The following is a 24,849-nucleotide window of genomic DNA, read 5'->3' as shown; positions in this document are numbered from 1 at the left end:
TATTCTTTCGTTAGGGATTACTTCTTGTTTTTCAGCAATACAGTATCCTTTTTAATGGTAAATGACAGTGATTCAGTCAGGCATATGGTTTCCATCACATTTCGTAAGCTTTCCTTTCTGAAATTACCGGTATAAGTCCATGTTTTTTTATCGCTTTGGTTGATGATTGTAACATTATACATGTTTTCTATTCCAGCGCGTACCTCATCATAGGTAGCATCTTTAAAAATGAGGGTTCCCTGTTGCCATCCGATGGGGTCCTCTTGTTCAAAGGTTGTTTTTACAAGTTCCAGTGATTTACAGTCGTACCGGACTTGTTCGCTAGACGACAATATCAGGGGTTCCTGTTTTTGTTGTGCTGTTATTACTTTCGCCTTACCGGTCAGTAATGCCACGGTGATCTTTTGCTCATGGGTATAGGCGCGGATGTTAAAGGAGGTGCCTAGTGCCGTAGTGCTGGTATTGCCTGCATGTACGGTAAAGATGCTGCCTGGCTGAGGAGCTACATTAAAGAAGGCTTCTCCCTCTTCCAGGTAGAGATCGCGGTGCCCACCGGTAAAATGTACAGGGTAGCGGAGTTTGCTGGCAGCGTTGAGGATGACGGTACTACCATCTTCGAGTGTAAGATGGGCGGTATCTCCTTTTGCTATGGTCACGATCATGTATCCATTAGAGATGACTTTGCTATTCTTCAGTGCCATCAGTTGTAGTTCCTGGTCACCTGTATGGGCAGCCGGTCTGTTACGTAACAGGAGGAATGAAGCACCGGCAGCAACCAGCATGGCCACTGCAGCGGCCATGTAGTACCATGGGCGCAAAGTGCGTTTTTGTGAGCGTTGTATATGGTTGGTCAGTTGCTGTCCGATGTCGGTCAGCTCTGTAAGCAACTCATTTTCATTTATTTGCGTAGTATGTTGCTGGTTAATGCCTTCAAACCACTGTTCTATTAGCCTGGATTCTTCCGAAGTGCATTTTCCTTCGTTGTAACGCTCCAATATTTTCTTAATCTGTTCTAGCTCCACCGCTTAGCAATTTAGATGATGTCCTAATGTTGATTCTGTCCCAGTTAGATGTCGTCCCGCATTGTTAGTAGTACTATTAGTTGGCAAAAAAAGTATACATACTGGCTGTGGTGAGCAGTAGCAGGACAATATCTGTTTTAGCGTGGTTTGTGCGCAAAATCTTTAATGCTTTGGTAATCTGGTTCTTAACGGTTTGCTGAGAAAGCCCCAGGCGTAATGCTATTTGTTCTACTGTCTGGTGTTCTACCCGGCTGAGCATAAAGATCTCTTTCATACGTTCCGGGAAATGGTTGATTGTTTCAAATACGTCCTGTGTTCTGGCTTTGGTATCGACCAGTTCTGCAATACCGCCTGGCTGCACATCAAAATGTTCAATGAGCTGCTGCAGGTATTTGCGGTAGGTACTGTTTTTCCTGTAAATATCGATGATTTTGTGTCTGGCAGACTGATAGAGGTAAGATTTGAGGGATTCATGTACACTCAGGGAATTTCTTCTCTCCCATAGAGAGGTGAACAGATCCTGTAATACATCTTTACTGGCATCCCCTGCATCCATCTTACTCAGGATATAGAGGTACAAAGGTTGACTATAGCGGGCATAGATAACATTAAATGCCTTCACACTGTCCTTCTGCAGCAGCAATAGTAATTCTTGATCGGTATAATTACTATACATGGATTACAGGGTAATAAATTTTGGTTGACAAAAGGGTTTGTTCCAGCGGATAATACTCCATCTGTATGGCTTTTCGTAAAGAATATGTTAACGAAAATTAACACATTTTAATCAATTCCCAAACAATTTACGGAGTATACTTCTTAAATAATGAAGATCAAAGCCGAGATGGGCTTTGATCTTCATGTATCATAAAAGCGTATATTTTACGCTTCTTTCAATCTCAGTTCGTTCTTGTATTCTTTAGGTGTTTTGCCTACGATCTCTTTGAAGAAGCGGTTAAAATTGGAAAGGTTTTTAAACCCGCAGGAGTAAGCTATTTCTGCAATGGACCAGTCTTCTTCCGTCAGCCTTTTACAGGCGTGACCTATGCGTACTTCGTTCAGGAACTGTACAAATGATTTCTTAGTACGGTTCTTGAAAAAGCGGCAGAAGGATTGAGGAGAAAGATTGGTGATGCTGGCAACATCGTGCAGGGAAATCTCTTTGGAGAAATTGCTCATCACATATTTGAACACCTCATCAATCTTATGGTTGTCTTTGGCATTGAAAGCGTGGGAATAGCCTGTGCTGGCCAGGTAATGGACATCTTTGGTTTCTGCGAGTACTTTGAGAATGCCCAGGAGGGAGATGATTCTTTCCAGTCCTTCTTTTCTGGGAAGGGTAAGGATCTCATCTTTCAGCAGATCGTAGGTAGGACCTTCGATTTTCATGCCGCGTTGTGCCCTGTGGAACAGATCTGTGAGTGCTTTCGTTTCCGGCAGGCCATAGAACTTATCTCCGAAAATGTCTTTCGGGAAGTAGATGACTACGGAACGTGCTTTCAGTTGTTCATTATTCTGATAGTAGCTTTCGTCGTTATACCATACATGCGGGATGTGTGGTCCCAGGAATACCATGTCACCTACATCAAAACTCTCAATGCTGTCACCAACAATTCTTTTACCATTGCTTTCTGTCACAAAAACCAGTTCACATTCCGGATGGAAGTGGAAAGGTGTGTTAAAATAAGGATCACATCGCTCAATGATTGTGATCTGATTGTCGGCAAATGCCCCCACTTTAATAAGAATGGGTTTCATGTATTTATAAGTTTAAGCATCCTTTAATCCGGCAGGTGGCTCTTGACGGCCATTTACAGTAATTCAGCATGACCAGGCGTAAACTAAATGCCGTCAACAATTTGATATCCCCCCTAACGGAACTTTTCCAGTGAATGTGCCAAATTATCAAAAATCGGTTAAAAAAATATCATTTTTCAATAAATCTCATTTATAAATTTGAAAACCCGGTTATTAATTTATTTGGCGCTTTGCTGTTAAGATTATAATTTTCTAATAATATCAAACCAAATCTAAATTTCGTGAAAGGAATATCCATTAAAGATATAGCCCAACAGGCGGGCGTTTCACCTACAACAGTCTCTTTTGTATTAAACGGTAAAGGCAAGGAAAAGAGGATCAGCGATCAGGTAAGCAAGCGAATTCTGAAAATAGCAGCTAAACTTAAATACAAACCCAATCAGCTAGCACGGGGATTGCGTACTGGCAAAACCAAAACTATCGGGCTCATTGTAGAAGATATTGCCAATAGTTTTTTTGCGAACGTGGCCAAGGTGGTGGAGGACGAAGCAGACAAGCACGGGTATAAGGTGCTGTTTGGAAGTACAGAGGATAATGAAGAAAAGGCCAGGGGATTACTGGAAGTGCTCCGTTACAGGCAGGTGGACGGGTATATTATTACGCCTACCCTGAACCTGGACAAGGAGATTGCTTTGTTGCAGAAGCCGGTAGTGCTGATGGACCGTTACTTTCCAAATGTAAAAGATTTTAACTATGTAGTTGTTGATAACTTCCAGGGAGCCTATGTGGCCGTTAGTCATCTGGTGGAGCAGGGGTATAGAAAAATAGCCATTATTACAACTACCTCTTCCCAGGTACAGATGCAACAGCGTTTGGATGGATTTGTAGATGCATTAAAGAAGCATGACCTGCCCGCTGGAAAGAATATGATCAAGCGTTTACCTTTTGATCTGGACCGGCCCGGTTTTACACAGGAGATTACCAAATACCTGCAAAACAATAAAGACCTGGATGCGGTATTTTTTGCCACGAATTACCTTGGCATTTGTGGAATTGAAAGTATCCGTTCATTAGGATTGCAGATAGGATCAGATCTTGGCATGGTGAGTTTTGATGACCATGATATCTTCAGATTGCTGAATCCTTCTATTACCTGTGTGGCACAACCTATTGAAGAAATAGGCCGCAGGCTGATACAACTGCTGATAGAAGAAATGGATAACAATTCGGAAACAACAAGGCAGATAGTATTACCATTGGAACTACGTAAAAGAGAATCCACGATTATGAAAGAAATGGTTAAATTATCCTGATATATTTCCTGTTATGAACATTGTGTTAATTCGATCTTACGTTCATGGAATATATTTGCGAACTAAGAATTTTTTGCATAAGTTTGAGAACACAACGTTTAACGAATAAACGTAGTTGGAAAAAGAGTGATAACTCATTTTTTGCCTTATGAAAACTAATGATAACCCGAAGTCAACTATGCGAGTGTGATGTGACCTGACTGTTATTATTTCTCAATAAAAAATTATAACCACTTTATTGATTTAAACCCAAATAATAAGAGATACAATATTTCTGTAGCTAAACTGTAATTGTAGCAATACGAATAATTGGTCTGCAGGATTTGTATGTTTGATCCAAACCCATTCTCATACTGAAAAAAAGTAACACAGAAAAAAAATCGGACAAATTATCTGATGCTTTCTTGCTAAAACGTAGTACAAAATTGCTAATATGCTAAATTAGTTTACTATCTAAAAAGAGATAAAGTGCTTATAATCAATATTTACAACGAAGGTGTTATTGTAATATTGAATCATTTTAGCAGGCTTGTTTTTAGTTAAAGTTTTGCAAAAAATATTTGCGAAGTAGAAAAACTTTATATAAGTTTGAAGCCACAATGAGGCTAGGGACAGGCTGTAGAGAAATGCAAATTTTTTCTTTTTTTAATAGTAGATTGCTAAAACGTTAAAGTATTGTGATAAACTTAACAGTAGCATGAAATCAGTAGCAGGAATGGTAGCGAAACAGGGAACAATGGAAAGGGTACTTTCACGTAGTAAAACTTTCAGTATGCGAACATTATTATTACAATGTAGCATCAACCAAATGGACAATAAACAATAAAGTAAACGATAAGGGTAAAAGAATGACCAGTTCAAAATAATTCATTATCGATATATTCATTTTCACTTGTCAATTTCCTATGCTTAATAGATCCACAAAATCACGGATAAGGATGCAATTGTCAGTATAACGAAAGGACTTATTTAGTGCATGCTGTTTTTTAAATGCTATCAGCGATAGTGTATGTTGGAATGCTATGCCCGTAACTTAAAATATTACAACCTTGTATATAAAGTTTATCCTTAAACACACCACAGTATCAATTTAAAAAAATAAAAATGAAGAGATCGCTTTTCTTATTTGCGGTTCTTTCTGTTTTGTGCATTCAGTTTGCCTGGGCGCAGCAGAAAATAACCATCACCGGCGTAGTAAAAGACTCGAAAGGCTCTGCGCTCCCCGGCGTAAGTGTTTCTGAGAAAGGTACCACTAATGGTACTACTACCGACGGAAACGGAGGCTTTAAATTAAGCGCCAATCCTGAAGGTACCCTTGTATTTTCCTATATGGGATTTCTTAAGCAGGAAGTGCCCGTAGGTAATAACACTAACCTGAATGTTGGGCTGGTGGATGATCCTAAAGGATTACAGGAAGTAGTGGTAACAGCTATGGGTATTAAAAGAGAAACCCGTGCATTAGGTTACGCTGTTAGTACTGTATCATCTAAAGAACTTACCCAGACAGGTAGCACTAACTTCGCATCTGCTTTATATGGTAAAGCTGCTGGTGTGAAGATTGTTTCTGCTCCGGGTGGTGCTTCTTCTGCTGTTGCTGTACAGATCAGAGGCGTATCTTCTTACAATGGAAGCACTCAGCCTTTATATGTAGTTGATGGTGTTCCCATCAGAAACTTTAGTGCACTTACACAATCGTCTTTCAATACTTCCAATAACAGGATAGATGGTAACGGTGCGCTGGATATTAATCCGGAAGATATCGAAAGCCTTTCTGTACTGAAAGGTGCAAGTGCAACAGCGCTGTATGGCTCTGAAGCAACCAATGGTGTAGTTGTAATCACTACCAAGAAAGGTACTAAAGGCGCTCATGGAATGAACGTTGACCTGAACTATACTATCAACCAGGAAAAAGTGGCTTCTACTCCTGATTTCCAGGAAGTATATGGTCCTGGTTATGATGCACAGACTAACCTCACTATTCCAGCTTCATGGGATGGCTGGGTAACTGAAGCCGATGGTTCTAAACACCCTTTTTATAGAGCGTACGCACAGTTCGGTCCTAAGTATGATGGCCGCGATGTTATCTACTGGGATGGTACTACTAAAAAGTATTCTCCTGTAAAGAATAATTACAAGGATTTTTATCAGACAGGATATAACTCTGCACTGAACGTTGCAATGTCTAATGCAAGCGAAGCTGGTAACTACCGTTTTTCTTATACCCGTACTGACTACAAGAGCATCATGCCAGGTAGCAAACTGAATAAGAATAACTTCAACTTCAATGGTACACTGAACCTCAGCAAGAAAGTATCTGTAGACATCGTATCTACTTACAATAACAACTTCACACACAATCGTCCGGAAGCAATGGGTAACCTGTTTGGTTCTTACAATGGTTTCGCGAGCCGTATGGATGATATGAATACTTATAAAGACAGGTATCAGACTACTAACGGTTACAAATACGTGTTGTTCAATAACTTCAACTACGATCAGGACCAGCGTTTTGCATACAATATGAGAGCAACTAATCTGCTTGATTATCTGTGGAACAACCTGCGTAATAATTACGACGAAACCCAGAACCGTTTTATTAACAGTGTTACTTTAAATGTTAGCATTCTTGATAACCTGCGTTTCAGAGCAAGAGCTGGTGGTGATTTCACTACGCTGAATATTGTAGATGAGGAGCATAATGAAAAACCCAATTCTTTAGGTTATAGCGGAAGATACTGGCTGCAGACAAGGATTAATAATGTTGTCTACGGAGATGCGTTATTAATATATAGCCCAAAACTGACTAAAGACCTCGGTCTTTCTGTAACAGCTGGTGCTACCGGTCGTAAACAGAATTATACTTATGAGTCTACTTCAACAGATGGTGGTCTTGTAAACGAAAATTGGTTCAGTCTGAGCAGTTCTGCAAATGCTATAAGTACTCAGACTGCACGTGCTACACAGGTAGACGTAGCAACCTTTGGTATCTTAAACCTGAACTACAAGAGCTTCCTGTATGTAGAAGGAACTGCCCGTTATGAAGGTACTTCTACACTGGCTAAGGGGCTGAACACTTATTTCTACCCTTCATTCAACGCAGGTTTTGTATTCTCTGATGTAGTGAAACTGCCTTCTTTCTTTAACTACGGTAAAGTAAGAGCGTCTTTTGGTCTGGTGGGTAACCATCCTTCCATTTATCAGACTAACATCGCTTACAACCAGTACGGTGTTCTGTATAACGCAGCAAACGTAATCTATCAGCAGCCTAATGCTAACCAGTTTGGTAATAAAGATCTGCAGTCTGAACAGAAAACAGAATCTGAGTTTGGTTTAGAAACCAAGTTCCTGGGGGGAAAACTGGGTGTTGATGTGAGTTACTACAATAACAAAGTAAAACGTCAGATCCTGTTTGCAACTTCTCCATCTTCTTCAGGAGGTACATCTCAGCTGGTTAATGCTGGTACACTGCAAAACTCCGGTTTTGAAGCAGCTATCAATGCTACTCCATATACTAGCAAGAATTTCCGTTGGACTACCCGTTTCAACATGGCTATCAACAAAAACAAACTGCTTGAGCTGAGCAATGGTCTTACCAACTTAACTGAAAACTTTGAAGGTGGTGGTTATGCAATCGCAAGATCACAGGTAGGTGACCCACTGGGTAACATCTATGTACACCCAATGTTAACTGACGCTAAGGGTAACCGTGTTGTTGGTACTAATGGCCTGTACTCCGTAAATACAGCAGATTATATGTTGGCTGGTAACATCATGCCTAAAGTAGTAGGTGGTTTCTCCAATACTTTCTCTTACAAAAGTTTCTCTTTAGATGTAACTATGGACTACCGTTATGGTGGTGTACTGACATCTATCCCTACTTATTATCAGTTGGGTGGAGGTATGTATAAGAGCACACTACAGTACAGAGATGCCGCTCATGGTGGTATTGCTTACAACGTAACTGACGAAGCGAATGCTGTGTATGTTGCAGCTGCAGGTGGTTCACGTAATGATGGTGTAATCCTGCCAGGTGTTAAAGCTGATGGAACTGCAAATGATAAAGTTGTTTCTGCTGCTAATTACTACCTGAGCAATTACAACTGGAGAGATGGTGATTATTCTGCTGCAGTAATGAAGAACAGTTATATCAAAGTTCGTGAAGTAGCGTTGACTTACAACATGCCTAAGAGCATTGTTGAGAAAGTGCACTTCCAGGGCATACAACTGTCTCTGATAGGACGTAACCTGTTCTACATTTATAAATCACTTCCTTATGGTTTAGATCCTGAAGTAGCTACAGGTTCAAGATGGCTGGATCAGGGTATTGATAATGGTGGTGCTGGTCCTACAAGAAGCCTGGGTGCTAGTCTGCGCGCACGTTTCTAGTTTACTGATTTTCTAAACGATTTTTAAAAAGACAATAATGAAAAAACTTTTGATAAATGCAGCCCTCCTGATGTTGCTGGTAGGTACATTCAGTTCCTGCAAGAAAAAACTGGAGGATAATTATCTGAACCCGGAATTAACAGCTGACGGTTCTTTGGGCAAACTGTTTTCAGGTATGTTCATGAATAAGAGAATCCATCCTTCTTACTGGGATTACTATACATTCATCATGCCTACTACTGCAGCTTTCTCTCAGCTGTCATCATTATCACCAGGCAACCAGATGTATGTACCCAATACTTCTTATACAGAAGGTCGCTGGACAGATTTTTACAACGGCAGCTTAGGTACTGACTATAACTATAGCGGTCCTGGTATACTGAACAACTACAGGGAAATGCAGCTGTCTATCGGTTCATTGACTCCTACAGAACAGCAACAACAGAAAGCGTATCTGAAATGTGCACAGGTACTGGTATATGATCAGGCTTCACAAATGATTGACCTCTGGGGTGATATTCCTTTCACCAAGGCAAGTTCCCTGAACACAGCTGACCGTACCGTTAAACCTGCTCCATTTGACGATGCTGCAGCGCTGTATGATACACTGATTACAGGACTGAAAGAGCTGAACACTTATTTTGATACTGCTACCTTAGCGCCAACCACTGCATCAGGACTGGCAAAAGCGGATCTGATGTACTTTGGAGATCTTTCCAAATGGCAACGTTATGCCAACTCACTACGTCTGCGTTTATTAATGAGAATCTCTAATGTGAGTGAATCTAAAGCGCAAACAGAAATTACGGCTATGCTTGCAGATGCTGCTACCTATCCTTTGATAGAAGATAACAGCCAGAATGCACTCTTCAAAATGAGCCCAACTGCTGTAAGAAGTGATCTGTATGATGTATTCAGAGACTTCGGTTATGCGCCCGCTTACCTGATGGATACCCTGATGGTACAGAATAGTGATCCACGTACAGCAGTATACTGGGATGCTGATGCCAACAATGGTTATAAAGGTGTTCCTTACAACGTAACCAGCACTGAGTATGGAGCTGGTGGATTTGCTACTTACGATTCTGCTACTTTCTACTATAACAACAATATCCCGGATGTAATCTTTACTGCATCTGAGGTAAGTTTCCTGAAAGCAGAAGCTGGTGAAAGATGGGGTGTTGGAAGTGCCCAGTCATCATATGAAAATGCTATTTACCAATCAGTAGCATTTTACTATGGTATTAACCAATCAAAAATAGCTAGAGACAATCCTCCAACAAAATGGGATACATTACATGTACCATCTAGTGCTACGATTGCTGCTTTCCTGTTAAAAACACCTATTGCTTACAGCGGTACTTCTACAGAAAAACTAGCAAAGATCTACACGCAGAAATGGGTACATTTCGGTATTCTGGAAACAGGTCAGGCATGGGCTGAGTTAAGAAGAACTGATTATCCTGTTTTGCAATTCGCAACTTCCAGTAACGGTAATGCATCAGCGCCTCCTGTACGTTTACTGTATCCTTCTACAGAAACCCTGTACAATACAGTTAACTACAATGCTGTAGCCGCAAAAGATAAAAGAGATACCAAGATCTTCTGGGACGTGAAGTAATTCATGCACTGAAATCTTATATGCAGATGGCTCGCTTTTAGCGGGCCATCTGCTTTTTTTGTATACCTTATTAACTCCAATTCCCCCAATTCTTCTTAAAACAGATTAATTTTCAATATATAGGAATATTTATATAGTTAATGTGTATATTGTATCAGAGAGCAAATCCACGGCTCTCATTTAGAGCTATATCAACCAGAATACTTGTGCCATGATAAATGTTATGATAAACAAATCGTTATGTCGAAGCTGTTTTTATTAGTGCTTTTAGGATGGCTGTTAATTTCACAGCCTCTCAGTGCACAGTTAATTGCTGGTGTTAAAATAGCATCAGCTACGAGGCTAAAAGATTTTAAAGGAAAAACGTTCGCGGTGAAACCCGTTGGCAAATCAGTGGCGTATATATTCCTGTCAACAGAGTGTCCGTTATGCCGGAATTATGCACCTGTGCTTGAAGCACTGCAGAATAAGCACCCTGATGTACAATTCTATGGCATCATCAGCGGGGCCACTTTTGCAAGAAGTGAAGTGGCAACTTTTACCAAAGACTATGGCATAACTTTCCCGGTACTGATGGATCCTGCCAAGCACCTCTCCACCTCACTGCATGCAACCGTTACGCCGGAAGTAATCCTGATAGGCAGTAACGGGAAAGAACATTACAGGGGATTGATTGACGACTGGGTGGTAGGATTAGGGAAAACAAGAAAAGTAGCCTCGAAAAAATATCTTGAACAGGCTATAAATAACTTAGAAACAGGAGGGGAGCCCCTTGCTGCTACTAAACCGATAGGTTGCCTTATCAGTAATTTCTGATTGTTATAGAAGTGGTTTGTATGAAATGTGTTACGTTGTCCGTATTCCTGGTTCTTTTCTTTCATATAGCTGATGCCCAGCGCATTACATGGTATCAGCACATTGCACCAATTATACATAATCATTGTACTCCCTGTCACCATGATGGTGATGCTGCTCCATTCCAGCTTAATACCTATGAAGATGTTGCCAAAAGAGCTGCTTTCATTAAGAAGGTAACGCAGAACCGGTACATGCCTCCCTGGAAACCTGATCCTCATTATGTATCCTTTATCAATGAGCGGAAACTGACAGATGAGCAAATTACCATGATTGCTGACTGGGCAGATCATAACATGCCTAAAGGGAAACCTGTAGCTGGTAAAGATGATACTTCTTTTATTTCAGGTACACATTATGGTCGTAAACCAGACCTGGTGCTTACCATGAAAAAGGCTTTTGTGGTGAAAGGAAATAATACGGAAAGGTTTATTGTGTATAAAATCCCTTTTGAACTACCAGATTCCATGAACGTGGAGGCTATCGAATTCACCTCTACCAATAAGCGGATTATACACCACGCCAATTATGAAATAGATGACGTTCCTGCGAACCTGGATCTCTATAATACCCTTGATTACATCAACCTTACAGAAGGATCCCGCCTTGACTATGAACAATACGTTCCTTACAGGAAAAAGATGATTTATTACGGAGGATGGATTCCCGGCACTTCTTATGAATCCTATCCGAAAGATATTGGCTGGATCATGCCTAAACGCGGTGTTATCCTTCTTACATTACATTATGCACCAGTGGGTAAAGATGAAGAAAATGTAAGCGGCATCCAGCTGTTCTTTACCAAAACACCGGTAAAGAGACAGATCCAGGCAGTAAGCATCGGCTCCGGTGGAGTAGGAGAGAAAGATATCGACCCTTATTTTTATATCCCGGCCAATGTGGTTAAGAGCTTTAAGTTAAAGGTAACCGCTCCGGAAGATCAGTCTTTCCTGTATGTATGGCCACATATGCATTATCTCGGAAAGTCATTCAAGGCATATGGGATCACTCCTGCAAATGATACTATCAGGTTTGTATCTATCCCGGATTGGGATTTTAAATGGCAGGAGCCTTACTGGTTCCCGAAATTACAGAAGATCCCTAAAGGGACTGTATTGACCGTAGAAGCGACTTACGATAATACCGTGAATAATCCCTCTAATCCGTATAATCCGCCGCGGCTTACTTATTCCAGTGGGGATATGAAAACAACAGACGAGATGCTCACATTAGTGATGATCTTTTTGCCCTACGAGAAAGGAGATGAGAATATAAAGATGAAGGAATAAACGACATATGAATAATGCTTTATTTAACACCTAATTATTAGTGAATGAGTATGAGAGGCGGCATTATCGTCCTGTTATTATTATCTTTTTTCACCTTCTTCTGCAAAGAATCTACTGCGCAGAAAATTACCTGGTCCGAGCATATAGCACCAGTTATACATAGTAACTGTACTCCCTGTCACCGGCAGGGCGAAGGTGCCCCATTTTCCCTGGTCACATATGAAGATGTTGCCAAGAGAGCTTCCTTTATAAAGAAAGTCACACAGACACGGTATATGCCACCGTGGATGCCCGATCCGCACTATGTATCATTTACCAATGAGAGAAAACTGACAGATGAACAGATTGCAATGATTGCTGATTGGGCAGATCATAAAATGCCGAAGGGCAAATCCACCGGAAATGATGAGAATAATTATGTTGCAGGAACGCGTTATAATCGTAAGCCGGATCTTGTATTATCGATGAAAACTGCATTTCATGTGGAGGGAGATAATACGGAAAGATTTGTGGTATATAAGATACCTTTTGAGCTGCCGGATTCTACCAATGTAGAAGCGATTGAATTTATTACCAATAACAGGAAGGTAGTACATCACGCCAACTTTGAAGTGGACGCTGTACCTGAACTGGATATTTACCATACGGCAGATTATATGGAAGATGCACAGTCGCATGTGGAATATTATGAACAGTATGTACCATACAGGACGAACATGATCTATTTCGGGGGATGGGTTCCCGGTAGTTCTTACGAGTCTTATCCTGCAAATATGGGCTGGATCATGCCTAAGCGGGGTGTCGTGTTACTGACAGTACATTATGCTCCTTTGGCGAAACCCGAAGATGTAATCAACGGAGTACAATTCTTTTTTACCAAAACACCTGTGAAACGGCATATCCAATCCATCTCATTTGGTTCCGGTGGTGTTGGCGAAAAACAGATCGATCCTTATTTTTATATTCCTCCCGGTGTTGTTAAAAGTTTCAAGGTAAAAGTAGCGACTCCTACCGATCAGTCATTACTTTATGTATGGCCACATATGCACTATTTAGGGAAGATCTTCAAGGCTTATGCAGTTACACCTTCCGGAGATACTATCCGGCTGGTATCTATTCCGGATTGGAATTTTAACTGGCAGGAGATTTACTGGTTTCCCAAATTGATGAAGATTCCCGCAGGAACAGTTGTAACAATAGAAGGTACTTATGATAATACGGCAGATAACCCGATGAATCAATCCAGTCCGCCGGCAACGGTATATGGTGCTATGCGTTCAAAGGATGAAATGCTGACACTTGTAGTTGTGAGCTTGCCTTATGAGGATGGAGATGAAGAAATTAATGTAGGGTTAAAAAAGTAGTAAAATTACGGTATCAGGATCTTATAAATGTTAATACTGAAATCCGGATGATGTAATTGCATCATCCGGATTTTTAGTATGTAGTTATATAAGATTTTTAATCTCACTTAATTTCAGCAACGCTTCCACAGGGGTAAGGCGGTTAATATCCACATTATCCAGCATTTCCCTGATCTGTTTAAATGTATCGCTGTGTGTATCAAATATGCTCAGCTGTACTTTGGGAGCTGGTGAGGCCATATTTTTCACGTGTTTGTCCAGTGGAGCATCGATATGTTTTTCTTCCAGGTGAGCCAGTACTTCATTTGCTCTCTGTAACAACTCCGGAGGCATACCTGCCATACGGGCAACGTGAATACCGAAGCTATGCCGGCTTCCGCCAGGCGCCAGTTTGCGGAGGAAGATGATCTTATTACCTGATTCCTTATTGGTAATATGGTAGTTTTTAACACGACCATGCTTGTTCTCTAATTCATTGAGCTCATGATAGTGTGTAGCAAACAGCGTTTTAGGCCTATGGTCCGTCATATCATGCAGGAAGTCCACGATGCTCCATGCAATGGAAATACCATCGTATGTACTGGTGCCACGACCTATTTCATCGAGAATTACCAGGCTGCGGGCCGTAATATTATTGATGATGCTGGCGGTTTCGTTCATTTCAACCATGAAGGTAGACTCGCCACCACTCAGGTTATCGGACGCTCCTACGCGAGTAAAGATCTTATCTGTTAATCCTATCTCAGCACTGGCAGCAGGTACAAAGCTGCCCATATGTGCCATGAGTGTGATCAAGGCCGTTTGCCGCAGCAGTGCCGATTTACCACTCATGTTAGGACCAGTGAGAATAATGATCTGTTGTTGTTCTTTATCAAGAATGATATCGTTGGCCACATACAAATCTCCCGGAGGTAATCCGCGTTCAATCACCGGATGGCGGCCTTCTTTAATATCAAGATTGAAACCTTCTGTGATAGTGGGGCGACGATATTTAAACTGGATAGCATTGGTGGCAAAGCTAAGCAGGCAGTCTATATGTCCCAGTATTTGTGCATTCTGCTGGATGGGCTGAATGTACGGTTGTAAAGCCAGCAACAGATCATCGAAAAGTTGTACTTCCAGTGAAAGGATCTTTTCTTCAGCGCCGATGATTTTTTCCTCATACTCTTTCAGCTCCGGTGTAATATAGCGTTCGGCATTAGCCAGTGTCTGTTTACGGATCCAGGTATCAGGTACTTTGTCTTTATGCGAATTGGTTACTTCGAGATAATAACCGAATACGTTGTTAAAGGCCACTTTCAGACTCGATATGTTTGTTGCCTCTGATTCCTTTTGCTGAATCTTCAGCAGATAGTCTTTTCCTGAAGTGGATATCATACGAAGTTTATCCAGTTCTTCGTTGATCCCTGATTGGATCACGCCTCCTTTGCTTACAAGTACAGGCGGTGTTTCCACTATCTGTTCGAGAATCCTTTGTAAGATATCAGGGCAGGGATCCATCTTGTGGCTGAGATCACGTAAGTAGGTGTTTTCTGAGTTTGCCAGCAATGTCTTCACACCTTCTACCTGTTGCAGGGCTTTAGCCAACTGCATAACTTCTCTGGGGTTTATTTTCCGGAGCGGTATTTTTGATACTACTCTTTCAAGATCGCCGGTTTGTTTCAGGTGATGATGCAGTGCTTTTGAGAGGTCTGTTTCTTTGATGAAATATTCTACAACATCCAGCCTTTCGTTGATTTTGGTAATGTCCCGCAGGGGAAATACCAGCCAGCGTCTCAGCAGGCGTGCGCCCATGGGACTTACGGTGCTGTCCAATGTATTGAGAAGGGTGTGCCCGTTCTCTACGCCACTGTTCAGGAGTTCCAGGTTGCGGATAGTGAAACGGTCCATCCAGAGGAAGTCATTCTGTTCTATCCGCTGGATGCTGGTGATGTGTTGTAGATGCGGATGTTCAGTATCCCGCAGGTAGTGCAGGGCAGCACCCGCGGCAATGATGGCATCCGGCAGCTCGTCTATACCAAAGCCTTTCAGGCTATGTGTTTCAAATTGTTTTAAGAGAATTTCCTGCGCATAGTTGGTGGTAAAGATCCATTCCTCCATGGTGTAGACATAGAACTTTGTACCAAAGTGCTGCCGGAAAGTTTTCTGTTGCTGTTTGGCATAGAGTACTTCTGCTGGTTTAAAGCTCTGCAGAAGTTTATCCGCATATTCAACGCTTCCCTGTGCCGCAAAGAATTCGCCGGTAGAAATATCGAGGAATGCTAATCCGATATTGTCATTACCAATATGGACTGCTGCCAGGAAGTTATTGCTGGCGTTCTCCAATATTTTATCGTTCACAGCCACACCCGGAGTTACCATTTCCGTAACGCCACGTTTCACAATGCCTTTTACTGATTTGGGATCTTCCAGCTGGTCACATACGGCCACACGATGGCCGGCCTTTACCAGTTTATGCAGGTAGGTATCCAGTGAGTGATGGGGGAAACCTGCCAGGTCCACGTAAGACGCGGAGCCATTTGCTCTTTTGGTGAGTACAATGCCCAGAACTTTGGACGCAATAACTGCATCCTCATTAAAAGTTTCATAAAAATCTCCTACACGAAACAAAAGCACGGCATCCGGGTAACGGGTTTTAATTGCCTTATGCTGTTGCATCAGTGGGGTTTCTTCCGATTTGCTTTTAGCCATGCCGCAAATATATAGAAATGTAAGGACGTGCCGTTGACCTGCTAAAATCACTGTCATTATCTTACTTTTGCAAAATGCGTAAACTGAGCATGGATGAACTGGGCCGTAAAACGGTGGAGCAGTTCAAAGCGGCCGATAAAACACCATTGGTGCTGGTACTGGATAATGTGCGTAGCATGCACAATGTGGGATCTGTATTCCGTACAGCAGACGGATTTCTGCTTCAGGGCATTGTATTATGCGGGTATACCCCTGTTCCGCCACACCGGGATATCCAGAAAACAGCACTGGGTGCTACCGAAACAGTTGAGTGGCAATACTTTCCAACTACAAAAGAAGCTGTAACGGCATTGCAGGAGGCGGGTTATATTGTGATGGCGATTGAACAGGCTGAACAAAGTACAATGCTGGATGCCTTTATGCCGGATGGGGGGAAACCGCTGGCACTGGTATTTGGGAATGAAGTTTCCGGTGTAGATGCGGAAGTTATGAAGATGGTGTCTGGCTGTATAGAAATACCGCAATCGGGCGTAAAGCACTCCCTTAATATATCTGTTAGCACAGGTATCGTAGTTTGGGATATCTTTGTAAAGTTGAAAAAAGAGAAAGCAATATGATCAGTACAGTTAACAAGTACCTATCACTTGTAAAATTTAGTCATACTATTTTTGCTATGCCATTTGCCCTGACGGGCTTCTTTATAGCTACAGTAAAAGCGGAGCAGTCATTCAGCTGGCAGTTGTTCCTGTTAGTGGTATTATGTATGGTGTTTGCCCGTAGTGCTGCGATGGCTTTTAACCGTTGGCTGGATGCAGATATAGATAAGAAGAACCCTCGTACGGCGCAGCGCGAAATCCCCAGGGGAGTGATCACAGAAGGGAATGCATTGTTGTTTGTGATTGCGAACTGTGTATTGTTCATGACGACTACCTGGTTCATTAATCCTTTGTGTTTTTACCTGTCGCCGGTAGCATTGCTGGTGGTGCTGGGTTATAGTTATACCAAGCGTTTTACTGCCTTCTGTCACCTGGTACTGGGGTTAGGATTATCACTGGCTCCTGTGGGCGCATACCTGGCTGTGGCAGGACATTTTGCCCTGTTACCGGTATTGTTATCGTTGCTGGTACTTTGCTGGGTATCCGGATTTGATATCATCTATTCTTTGCAGGATGAGGATTTTGACCGTTCCCTGTCGCTGAATTCTATTCCAGCCTGGCTTGGCAAAGCAGGAGCGCTGCATTTCTCTGAAGGACTGCATCTGGTAGCAGGTATTCTGGCTATTATCATCGGGATTGACGGACAGTTTCACTGGTTGTACGTAATAGGAGCGGCGGTATTTGTGCTGATGCTCATTTCACAGCACCTGCTGGTAAAACCGAATGATCTTAGTCGTGTGAATCTTGCTTTTATGACCACCAATGGTATAGCGAGTGTGGTATTTGCCGTATTTGCCATTGCAGATATGTTATTAATAGGATAAGGAGTATTATGGCACGTATAATGGCAATTGATTATGGAAAGAAGCGGACAGGGCTGGCAGTGACCGATCCTTTGCAGCTGATAGCAAGTGGACTGATAACAGTGCTGACACACGAGCTGATTCCTTACCTGAGAAAATATATGGCGGAAGAGCCGGTAGAGCTGATGTTGATAGGAGAGCCTAAAAACCTTGATGGCAGCAGTACAGATGCAACCTCGCTGGTAACGGAGTGTATCCGGATTCTGCAAAAAAACTTCCCTGAACTCCCTGTTAAAAAAATAGACGAACGCTTTACTTCAAAAATGGCATTTCAGACGATGATTGATAGTGGACTGAAAAAGAAGGACCGCCGGAATAAAGCCCTGGTAGATGAGATTAGTGCAACCATCATTCTCCAGGAATATCTTCGCAGCCGATAATTACCGGTTACTGCAGTATTTAATTCGTCATTGATCTTTACATTTGCACTTCTGAAAAATATTTGAACTGATGATTTTACCTATAGTTGCTTACGGACACCCGGTTTTACGCAAAATGTGCGAAGATATAACACCTGAATATCCAAAATTGCAGGAACTGCTCGCCAACATGTGGGAAACCATGTATGCTTCAAGTGGCGTAGGACTGGCTGCACCACAGATAAACAGACCTATCCGCCTGTTTGTAGTAGATAGTGAACAGATCATTAATAGCCTGGATGAAGAGGAACGTGCAGAATATCCAGGTGATAATGGTGTAAAACAGGTTTTCATTAATGCACATATAGTTGAAACCGCAGGTGATGAATGGGCTTATAATGAAGGATGCCTGAGTATACCTAAGGTGAGGGAAGACGTATATCGTCCGGAATCCTTACGCCTGCGCTATGTAGATGAGAACTTCCAACCCCGGGAACAGACTTTTACCGGTATTACCGCCCGTGTTATCTTCCACGAATACGATCATATTGATGGAAAACTTTTCATAGATCATCTGAAGCCACTCAAGCGCAGAATGATTAAAGGCAAATTAGAGGATATTGTAAAAGGTAAGGTGAGTGTAGATTACAAGATGGTATTCCATAAATAAAATAGATAAATATTTTGTAATGTTAAAAAACCCTGTTATTTTAGTGCCTGCAAACTAAGCAAATACATTGGGTACAGCACTAACATATACAGAGGCCGAACTTGTTCTTGGATTAAAATCCCGGAGCGAGAAACATTTCGGTTACTTATATGATCATTATTCACCGGCATTATTTGGTGTAGCGCTCAAAGTTATCAATGATGAAACTATTGCCGGAGATGTGCTTCAGGAAATCTTTCTCAAAATCTGGCGTAGTATAGAACGCTATGATATTGATAAGGGACGTTTGTTTACCTGGATGGTGAATATAGCCCGTAATACTGCAATAGATACTTTACGTTCAAAAGCATATAAACAGGGACTTAAGATCCAGGAGCTGGGTAGCGCTATTGCTATGGAGCAATTTGTAGTGCACCTGGCTGTAGATCACCTGGGATTGACGAAAGTAATAGAACAGTTGAACAAGGAACAACGCATTATTATCGACCTGGCCTATTATAAAGGATGTACACAGGAGGAGATTTCAAAGATTCTTGATATTCCTTTAGGTACTGTAAAGACCAGGATGCGTAATGCGATCATACAATTACGAACCATTTTAAAACAATTGTAAGTAAGGTGGATGTTCAACGTTACATATCGTCAGGCATAATAGAAAGCCATGCTGCAGGGCTGGTCTCCGAATCGGAGGCCCGCGAAGTGGAAGCTGCCATTATGCAATATCCCGAAGTAAAGGCTGCGGCAGATGCTGTTCGCGTAGATATGGAACGTTATGTTCAGATCTGGGCAGTAAAGCCACCCGCAGGTTTGAGGAAGCAGTTGATGGAAAGGCTGAATGAGAAAGAGGAAGAGGTCACTGTTCCTGTACAGGAAGAAGCAGTAGAGGAAGAGGAAGAACCCCGTTCTCTAATGCCTCAGATTCCTGTGCTGAAAATGTGGCAATATGGAGCAGCAGCAGCTATTCTGTTATTAATCATCAGCAGTATCATGAACTTTGTTTTTGTGAGCCGCATTGATGAATATAAAAATAAGAACACAAAATTATCAGAAGAACAGGAAGCATTATCTGTAGAGAAAAATGCTTTTTCAGAAAGATATCAGCAGGCACAGAAAGAGATGGATATGATGAAGGACCCTGCTTTTAAATGGGTAAAGATGCAAGGTGTTAATAAACATACCGGTATCGTTGCAACAGTTTGCTGGAACCCTCAATCAAAAGAAACTTTTATACTCGCACAGGAATTACCCGCCACCTCAGAAGATAAACAATACCAGTTATGGGCTATTGTAAACGGACATCCCATTGATGCAGGTGTTTTCGAACTGGGCAATATGACTAAATCCTTACAGAAAGTAAAACCCGTAGTGAACGCGCAGGTATTTGTTGTTACCCTTGAAAAGAAAGGTGGAAGTATTACTCCCTCCCTGGATCAGATGTTTGTTGCCGGCAAAGTAGCCAGCTGATCTCTCCCTTAATCTTCTCTTATCGCCTCATTATCAATTATTCCTTAATAATTGCTATATTTCCTTTATAATTGCATTCCCATTAACTATTAGTCAGAACTTACATTGAGAGCAAACATACAGCTGTACCGGTAAACGGGTATCTTTCTTGTAACGTATACGGCTGAAGTGATATTTTGCATTAATCGTTGAGCAGCATCGAAACGTTATTTTTAACAAAATTTATTAATTGTTTTGGAATCCGCGTTCACATATACGGAATCTGAGCTGGTGCAGGGGCTGAAAGCCAAAGACCAGAAGGTATTCGGCTACCTGTACGACCGTTATTCACCTGCTTTGTATGGTGTGGCAATGAAAGTGTTGAATGAAGAAAGCAATGCCGGTGATGTCTTACAGGAAGTTTTCCTTAAGATATGGCGTAATATTGACCGGTATGATGAAAGCAAGGGACGTTTGTTTACCTGGATGCTTAACATTACCCGCAATACCGCCATTGATACTCTGCGCTCGAAAGCTCATAAAATGGAACAGAAAATCCAAGTGTTAGGAGATGACGTACATTTATATACAACTAATTTAACCGTACACCCATCAGTTGACCATCTGGGACTTTCAAAGGTTCTTGAAAAACTAACTAAAGAACAACGAGTTATTATTGATCTGGCATACTATAAAGGCTGCACACAGGAAGAGATTTCAAAGGTGCTTGAGATCCCTTTGGGTACTGTGAAAACAAGGATGAGGAACGCAATTATTCAATTACGAAACTTGTTAAAAATATCATAAGAAGTGGGCGCATCAAGTTACATATCGTCCGGATTAATTGAAGCCTATATAAGCGGGCTGGCTGCTCCACAAGAGTTGCAGGAACTGGAAACCGCTATAGTTCAATATCCGGAAGTGGCTTCAGCAGTAGAAAACTGCCGCCTGGGTATGGAGCATTATATAATGTTACATTCTGTTCCACCACCACCCGTTGTAAAGCAAAATCTTATCAGGATTATTGCAGATGAAGAAGCAGGAAGATTGAACAGAATTGAAACGGAAGAAACGCAAATTATAGAACATAACCCTGTCAGAAAAGTGTTTGTAAGCAGTTCCTGGCGCTGGGCTGCCGTAGCCGCAAGTCTGTTATTACTGGGAAGTGTTTTACTTAACTATATCTACTTCACCAAAGAGAGTGAATATAAGGCGAGATACAATACATTATTAACTACAAACAATTCCCTGACATCAGAAGAAAATAGTTATCGTTCACGTCTGGAACAAATAAAACACTCACTGGACATAGTGAGAAATCCTTCCATGAAAACGGTTAAGATGCCCGGTACCAAGCCTTTCCCAACTGCAATGGCTACCGTGTACTGGAATCAGACGTCAAAAGAAGTATTCCTGTTACCAAACAACCTGCCAACACCGGCTCCCGATAAACAATACCAGTTATGGGCTATCGTAGATGGAAAACCTGTAGACATGGGTGTGTTTAGTTTAACCTCCAATGCAGAAGAACTACTCCAGAAAATGAAATCAATTGACAATGCCCAAATGTTTGCTATCACATTGGAAAACAAAGGTGGTAGTCCCGTTCCAACAATGGAGCAAATGTATGTAGCAGGAAAAGCTAGCTGAAACCGGTAAAATCCATAATTTCGCATATGCGAAAACTCTGGATGTACTTTGTGATATTATTCCTTTCCAATTACTCTTACGCACAGGATACTTCTGTTGTATACAAAGGAATGACAGTGACTCTTGATGAGGTCACGGTACAGGCAAAGCGTATAGGCTTTGATGTCAATAGTTTTATCAAAAGGGTAGAAGATGATACTACCTTTTACAGGGCCTTTAAGAACCTCCGTCTGCTAGGCTATATTTCCGATAATGATATCCGTATTTACAATAAAAAAGGACAGATCCAGGCATTCCTGAAAAGCCAGATCCAGCAAAATATGCAGGGACGCTGCCATACCATGAAAGTGCTGGAAGAAAATGTGGGCGGCGACTTCTATACCTCCAAAGGAGAATATAACTACTACACCGCAGAATTATATGCCAACCTCTTTTTTACTAAAGGAACCGTGTGCGCTGATGCCAGTGGGGAAATACCCGAAAAATCAGGGGGCAGCATGGCAAAACACAAAACACAATTAAAGAAACTCATCTTTAATCCGGGGAAACCAGTAAAAGGAGTGCCTATCGTAGGTGGCAAAGTGGCAATATTTGATCCGGAAGTAAGGCGCTTCTATGATTTCTCCATTAAATCAGAAGATTACCTGAATGTTTCCTGTTATGTATTCTCTGCCATTGCTAAAAAGAATCTTAATATCATTGACAGGGGAGATGTGGTGATTAATGAACTGATCACTTACTTCAATAAAGAAAACTTCGAAATTGTAGGACGCAAATATTCACTCTCTTATAAAACGCTGCTGTTCGACTTTAATGTGCGGATGAATGTACAGATGACGAAACAGCAGGGCTTACTCATTCCTGCTCTTGTTACTTATGATGGTACCTGGGACGTTCCCTTCAAAAAGAGGGAGACTGCTGTATTCATCGCTAAATTCCATGATTTTAAAGGGGAATAGATAAATTATCTCTCCATTTCTGTAGTTCAGGATTACAAGGGGGCAACTGTCCTCTCTGGAATATGTCAAGTCTTAGTATAGGTTTACAATGGCAGGTTTCAGCCAGACATAATACAAACTAAAATACGAATGGCCTGCAAGTGCAGGCCATTCGTATTTTATGTAAATTCTTCTTATTAATATACAATCGTTATTGTTCCGTTCTTTTTTACCTTTTGATTGGTATCTCCGCTGGTATATTCCATTACCCATATATAAGTGCCGGTTGGTAAGGATTTTCCCTGCTTTGTTCCTGTCCATCCTACCTGGGGATCTGTGGTATAATAGACTCTTTCGCCCCATCTGTCCCACACACTCATCTGGAAGTTGGTAATTACACCTCTGTATTTCGGCCGCCAATAGTCGTTCAGCCCGTCTCCATTCGGACTAAATGCAGAGGGGATATATACCTGTGAAGAACAATCCTTGAAGTCTATTTCGATAGAATCAACTGTTTGGCCGCAGGTATTACTGCTCACCAAGGCATATATTCCGGGTGTGGTTACTGAGTATACAGGTACAAAGCTACTATCCTGCCATTTGTATTGCCAACCGGCCCCTGCAGGATAGAGTTTGAATACTTCCCCGTTACAGAGAGTGGTATCGGGTCCGAGTCTTACATGTAGTGTATCATCAAATAGTACGCGTACGGTATCGCTTGATACACAACGGCCTATTACTGCTCTCACATAATAATAACCGGGTTCGCGTACATAATAAGTAGCCTGTTTGGATGTGTCCTGCCAGCGATAGGTACCATTTCCGAAATCGGCAGTGAGTACAAGTGTTTCTCCTTTACAGACTACGGTATCTCCTCCAAGATTAACATCGCCGAGGGCATAAAACCTAACTTTCACGGTATCCAGCACATCACATACACCATTAATGGTTACAAACACGTGCAGATCCCAGCGACTTCTGACAGTGGCCGTTACGATACGTGAACCATTGCTCCAGCGATATGCAGTAGCTCCTGGTGTTTCAGCGGAGAAAGTCACAGATTCTCCGGGGCAGAGCAGGGTATCTGGTCCCAGTGAAAAAGGGTGTGGTGCACCTGCAAAGGTAATATTGATCGTATCCTTATAAATTCCACAGCCTTGTGCGTCTGCAGTTACGATATAAGGAATCGTGGGAGTGGCCACATCACTGTGAACAATAATATCGGGAGTGGTAGCACCTGTGCTCCATAAGAAGGTACAGTTCTGTGCAGTAGCATCCAGTTGCAGGGTTTCTCCCAGGCAAAGGATCACATCTTCGCCCAGGTCTAGCTCCGGAATGGGTGTAAAGTACACATTCACAGAGTCTTGTATCAAACATCCGTTGATCTTCACCTTATAGGTAGCAGTTGTGTCGGCAATGATACTTTGTCCTGTGGAGCTATCCTGCCACTCGTAGGTAGCACCGGCTACGGTTGGAGCGGTCAGGGTGAGGGTAGCACCGTCGCAGATGGTCTGGTCCTGAGGACCAAAATCATAAACGACAGGTGTTACAATGGTAATATCCATTGTAGTAAGGTCCTGGACACCACTTCTGAAGACTACCAGCGTAACAGTATAAGTACTGGCTACAGTATATATATGTGCGCCCTGCATGGCTGAGGATGTATCCTTTATGCCGGAAGCCATATCGCCATAATTCCATTTCAGGGAATCTATGCCGGTCTGGTCAGCCATGGCAATGTTAAATTTTACATTATCATTCAGGCAGGTAGTCGTGAAGGTAAAGGGTGTAGCAGCCCTGGCCGTGGTGGAGCCAAGTACAAATACAATAACCACTATAAGAAGATATAGGTTTCTCATGTAGGGACATGGGTAAGGCACTAAATTAAAAGAATTTTGTGATATGTTTAATTTTTTTAATGGAATTAACCAAAAAGTTTATTTGTTAACATCGGGTTAGCATCCCTAACCA

General features: G+C 41.9%; 21 protein-coding genes. 16 read left to right on the top strand and 5 right to left on the bottom strand.

What is annotated here, in order from left to right; genetic code table 11:
- Positions 1-17: 17 nt before the first annotated feature.
- The 3 genes from BM176_RS19455 to BM176_RS19445 all read right to left on the bottom strand — a co-directional run bounded on the left by BM176_RS19455 (position 18) and on the right by BM176_RS19445 (position 2,780).
- Positions 18-1,022, bottom strand: coding sequence for a FecR family protein (locus BM176_RS19455; protein ID WP_090105958.1), 1,005 nt, complete (start codon positions 1,020-1,022; stop codon positions 18-20).
- Between the two features lie 76 nt (positions 1,023-1,098).
- Entirely contained in the window at positions 1,099-1,698 is a 600-nt protein-coding gene (locus BM176_RS19450) for an RNA polymerase sigma factor (RefSeq protein ID WP_090105957.1), read from the bottom strand.
- Between the two features lie 206 nt (positions 1,699-1,904).
- The gene (locus BM176_RS19445; RefSeq protein WP_090105956.1) at positions 1,905-2,780 is read right to left on the bottom strand and encodes an AraC family transcriptional regulator; all 876 of its coding nucleotides are present in this window, start codon (positions 2,778-2,780) and stop codon (positions 1,905-1,907) included.
- A gap of 281 nt (positions 2,781-3,061) precedes the next feature.
- On the opposite strand from BM176_RS19445, the gene BM176_RS19440 reads away from it, so the two are divergent.
- From BM176_RS19440 to BM176_RS19415, 7 genes are all read left to right on the top strand, one after another.
- A complete protein-coding gene (locus BM176_RS19440; protein WP_090105955.1) occupies positions 3,062-4,093 on the top strand; it encodes a LacI family DNA-binding transcriptional regulator in 1,032 nt (343 codons plus the stop codon).
- A 697-nt stretch (positions 4,094-4,790) separates the two neighbouring features.
- On the top strand, positions 4,791-4,919 hold the full coding sequence (locus BM176_RS32960) for a hypothetical protein (protein WP_255373546.1): 129 nt from the start codon (positions 4,791-4,793) through the stop codon (positions 4,917-4,919).
- A 278-nt stretch (positions 4,920-5,197) separates the two neighbouring features.
- Entirely contained in the window at positions 5,198-8,479 is a 3,282-nt protein-coding gene (locus BM176_RS19435) for a SusC/RagA family TonB-linked outer membrane protein (protein ID WP_090105954.1), read from the top strand.
- Positions 8,480-8,516: 37 nt separating this feature from the next.
- Entirely contained in the window at positions 8,517-10,100 is a 1,584-nt protein-coding gene (locus tag BM176_RS19430; RefSeq protein WP_090105953.1) for a SusD/RagB family nutrient-binding outer membrane lipoprotein, read from the top strand.
- Between the two features lie 240 nt (positions 10,101-10,340).
- Entirely contained in the window at positions 10,341-10,916 is a 576-nt protein-coding gene (locus BM176_RS19425; protein WP_090105952.1) for a redoxin family protein, read from the top strand.
- A gap of 20 nt (positions 10,917-10,936) precedes the next feature.
- Positions 10,937-12,244: a cytochrome c gene (locus BM176_RS19420; protein WP_090105951.1), complete on the top strand. Its 1,308-nt coding sequence runs from the start codon at positions 10,937-10,939 to the stop codon at positions 12,242-12,244.
- Between the two features lie 44 nt (positions 12,245-12,288).
- Positions 12,289-13,608, top strand: coding sequence for a c-type cytochrome (locus BM176_RS19415; protein ID WP_255373545.1), 1,320 nt, complete (start codon positions 12,289-12,291; stop codon positions 13,606-13,608).
- 84 nt (positions 13,609-13,692) lie between these two features.
- Here the strand turns inward: BM176_RS19415 and mutS are convergent, their stop codons facing one another.
- Positions 13,693-16,299, bottom strand: coding sequence for a DNA mismatch repair protein MutS (gene mutS, locus BM176_RS19410; protein ID WP_090105950.1), 2,607 nt, complete (start codon positions 16,297-16,299; stop codon positions 13,693-13,695).
- A 74-nt stretch (positions 16,300-16,373) separates the two neighbouring features.
- On the opposite strand from mutS, the gene BM176_RS19405 reads away from it, so the two are divergent.
- The 9 genes from BM176_RS19405 (at position 16,374) to BM176_RS19365 (ending at position 22,899) form a co-directional block, all read left to right on the top strand.
- Positions 16,374-16,916: an RNA methyltransferase gene (locus BM176_RS19405; protein ID WP_177230458.1), complete on the top strand. Its 543-nt coding sequence runs from the start codon at positions 16,374-16,376 to the stop codon at positions 16,914-16,916.
- Positions 16,913-17,779 carry a UbiA-like polyprenyltransferase gene (locus BM176_RS19400; RefSeq protein WP_090105949.1) on the top strand — a complete coding sequence of 289 codons (867 nt, stop codon included), beginning with the start codon at positions 16,913-16,915 and terminating at the stop codon, positions 17,777-17,779. Before BM176_RS19405 ends, BM176_RS19400 begins: the two co-directional genes overlap by 4 nt.
- 8 nt (positions 17,780-17,787) lie before the next feature.
- Positions 17,788-18,198, top strand: a complete 411-nt coding sequence (gene ruvX, locus BM176_RS19395; protein ID WP_090105948.1) for a Holliday junction resolvase RuvX — start codon at positions 17,788-17,790, stop codon at positions 18,196-18,198.
- A 70-nt stretch (positions 18,199-18,268) separates the two neighbouring features.
- Positions 18,269-18,847, top strand: a complete 579-nt coding sequence (gene def, locus BM176_RS19390) for a peptide deformylase (RefSeq protein ID WP_090105947.1) — start codon at positions 18,269-18,271, stop codon at positions 18,845-18,847.
- 67 nt (positions 18,848-18,914) lie between these two features.
- A complete protein-coding gene (locus BM176_RS19385) occupies positions 18,915-19,460 on the top strand; it encodes an RNA polymerase sigma factor (RefSeq protein WP_090105946.1) in 546 nt (181 codons plus the stop codon).
- A 5-nt stretch (positions 19,461-19,465) separates the two neighbouring features.
- Entirely contained in the window at positions 19,466-20,311 is an 846-nt protein-coding gene (locus tag BM176_RS19380; RefSeq protein ID WP_090105945.1) for an anti-sigma factor, read from the top strand.
- Positions 20,312-20,545: 234 nt separating this feature from the next.
- Positions 20,546-21,097 carry an RNA polymerase sigma factor gene (locus BM176_RS19375; RefSeq protein ID WP_090105944.1) on the top strand — a complete coding sequence of 184 codons (552 nt, stop codon included), beginning with the start codon at positions 20,546-20,548 and terminating at the stop codon, positions 21,095-21,097.
- 3 nt (positions 21,098-21,100) lie between these two features.
- A complete protein-coding gene (locus BM176_RS19370) occupies positions 21,101-21,940 on the top strand; it encodes an anti-sigma factor (RefSeq protein ID WP_090105943.1) in 840 nt (279 codons plus the stop codon).
- Positions 21,941-21,966: 26 nt separating this feature from the next.
- The gene (locus BM176_RS19365; RefSeq protein ID WP_143097861.1) at positions 21,967-22,899 is read left to right on the top strand and encodes a hypothetical protein; all 933 of its coding nucleotides are present in this window, start codon (positions 21,967-21,969) and stop codon (positions 22,897-22,899) included.
- 176 nt (positions 22,900-23,075) lie between these two features.
- On the opposite strand, the gene BM176_RS19360 is transcribed toward BM176_RS19365, so the two are convergent.
- Positions 23,076-24,737, bottom strand: coding sequence for a gliding motility-associated C-terminal domain-containing protein (locus tag BM176_RS19360; protein WP_090105941.1), 1,662 nt, complete (start codon positions 24,735-24,737; stop codon positions 23,076-23,078).
- Positions 24,738-24,849: the final 112 nt, after the last annotated feature.

Origin of the sequence: Chitinophaga sp. CF118 (assembly GCF_900112615.1) — a bacterium.
GTDB lineage: Bacteria > Bacteroidota > Bacteroidia > Chitinophagales > Chitinophagaceae > Chitinophaga.
Note: the sequence above shows the minus strand (reverse complement) of the source record. Positions and strands in the feature narration are given on the sequence as shown.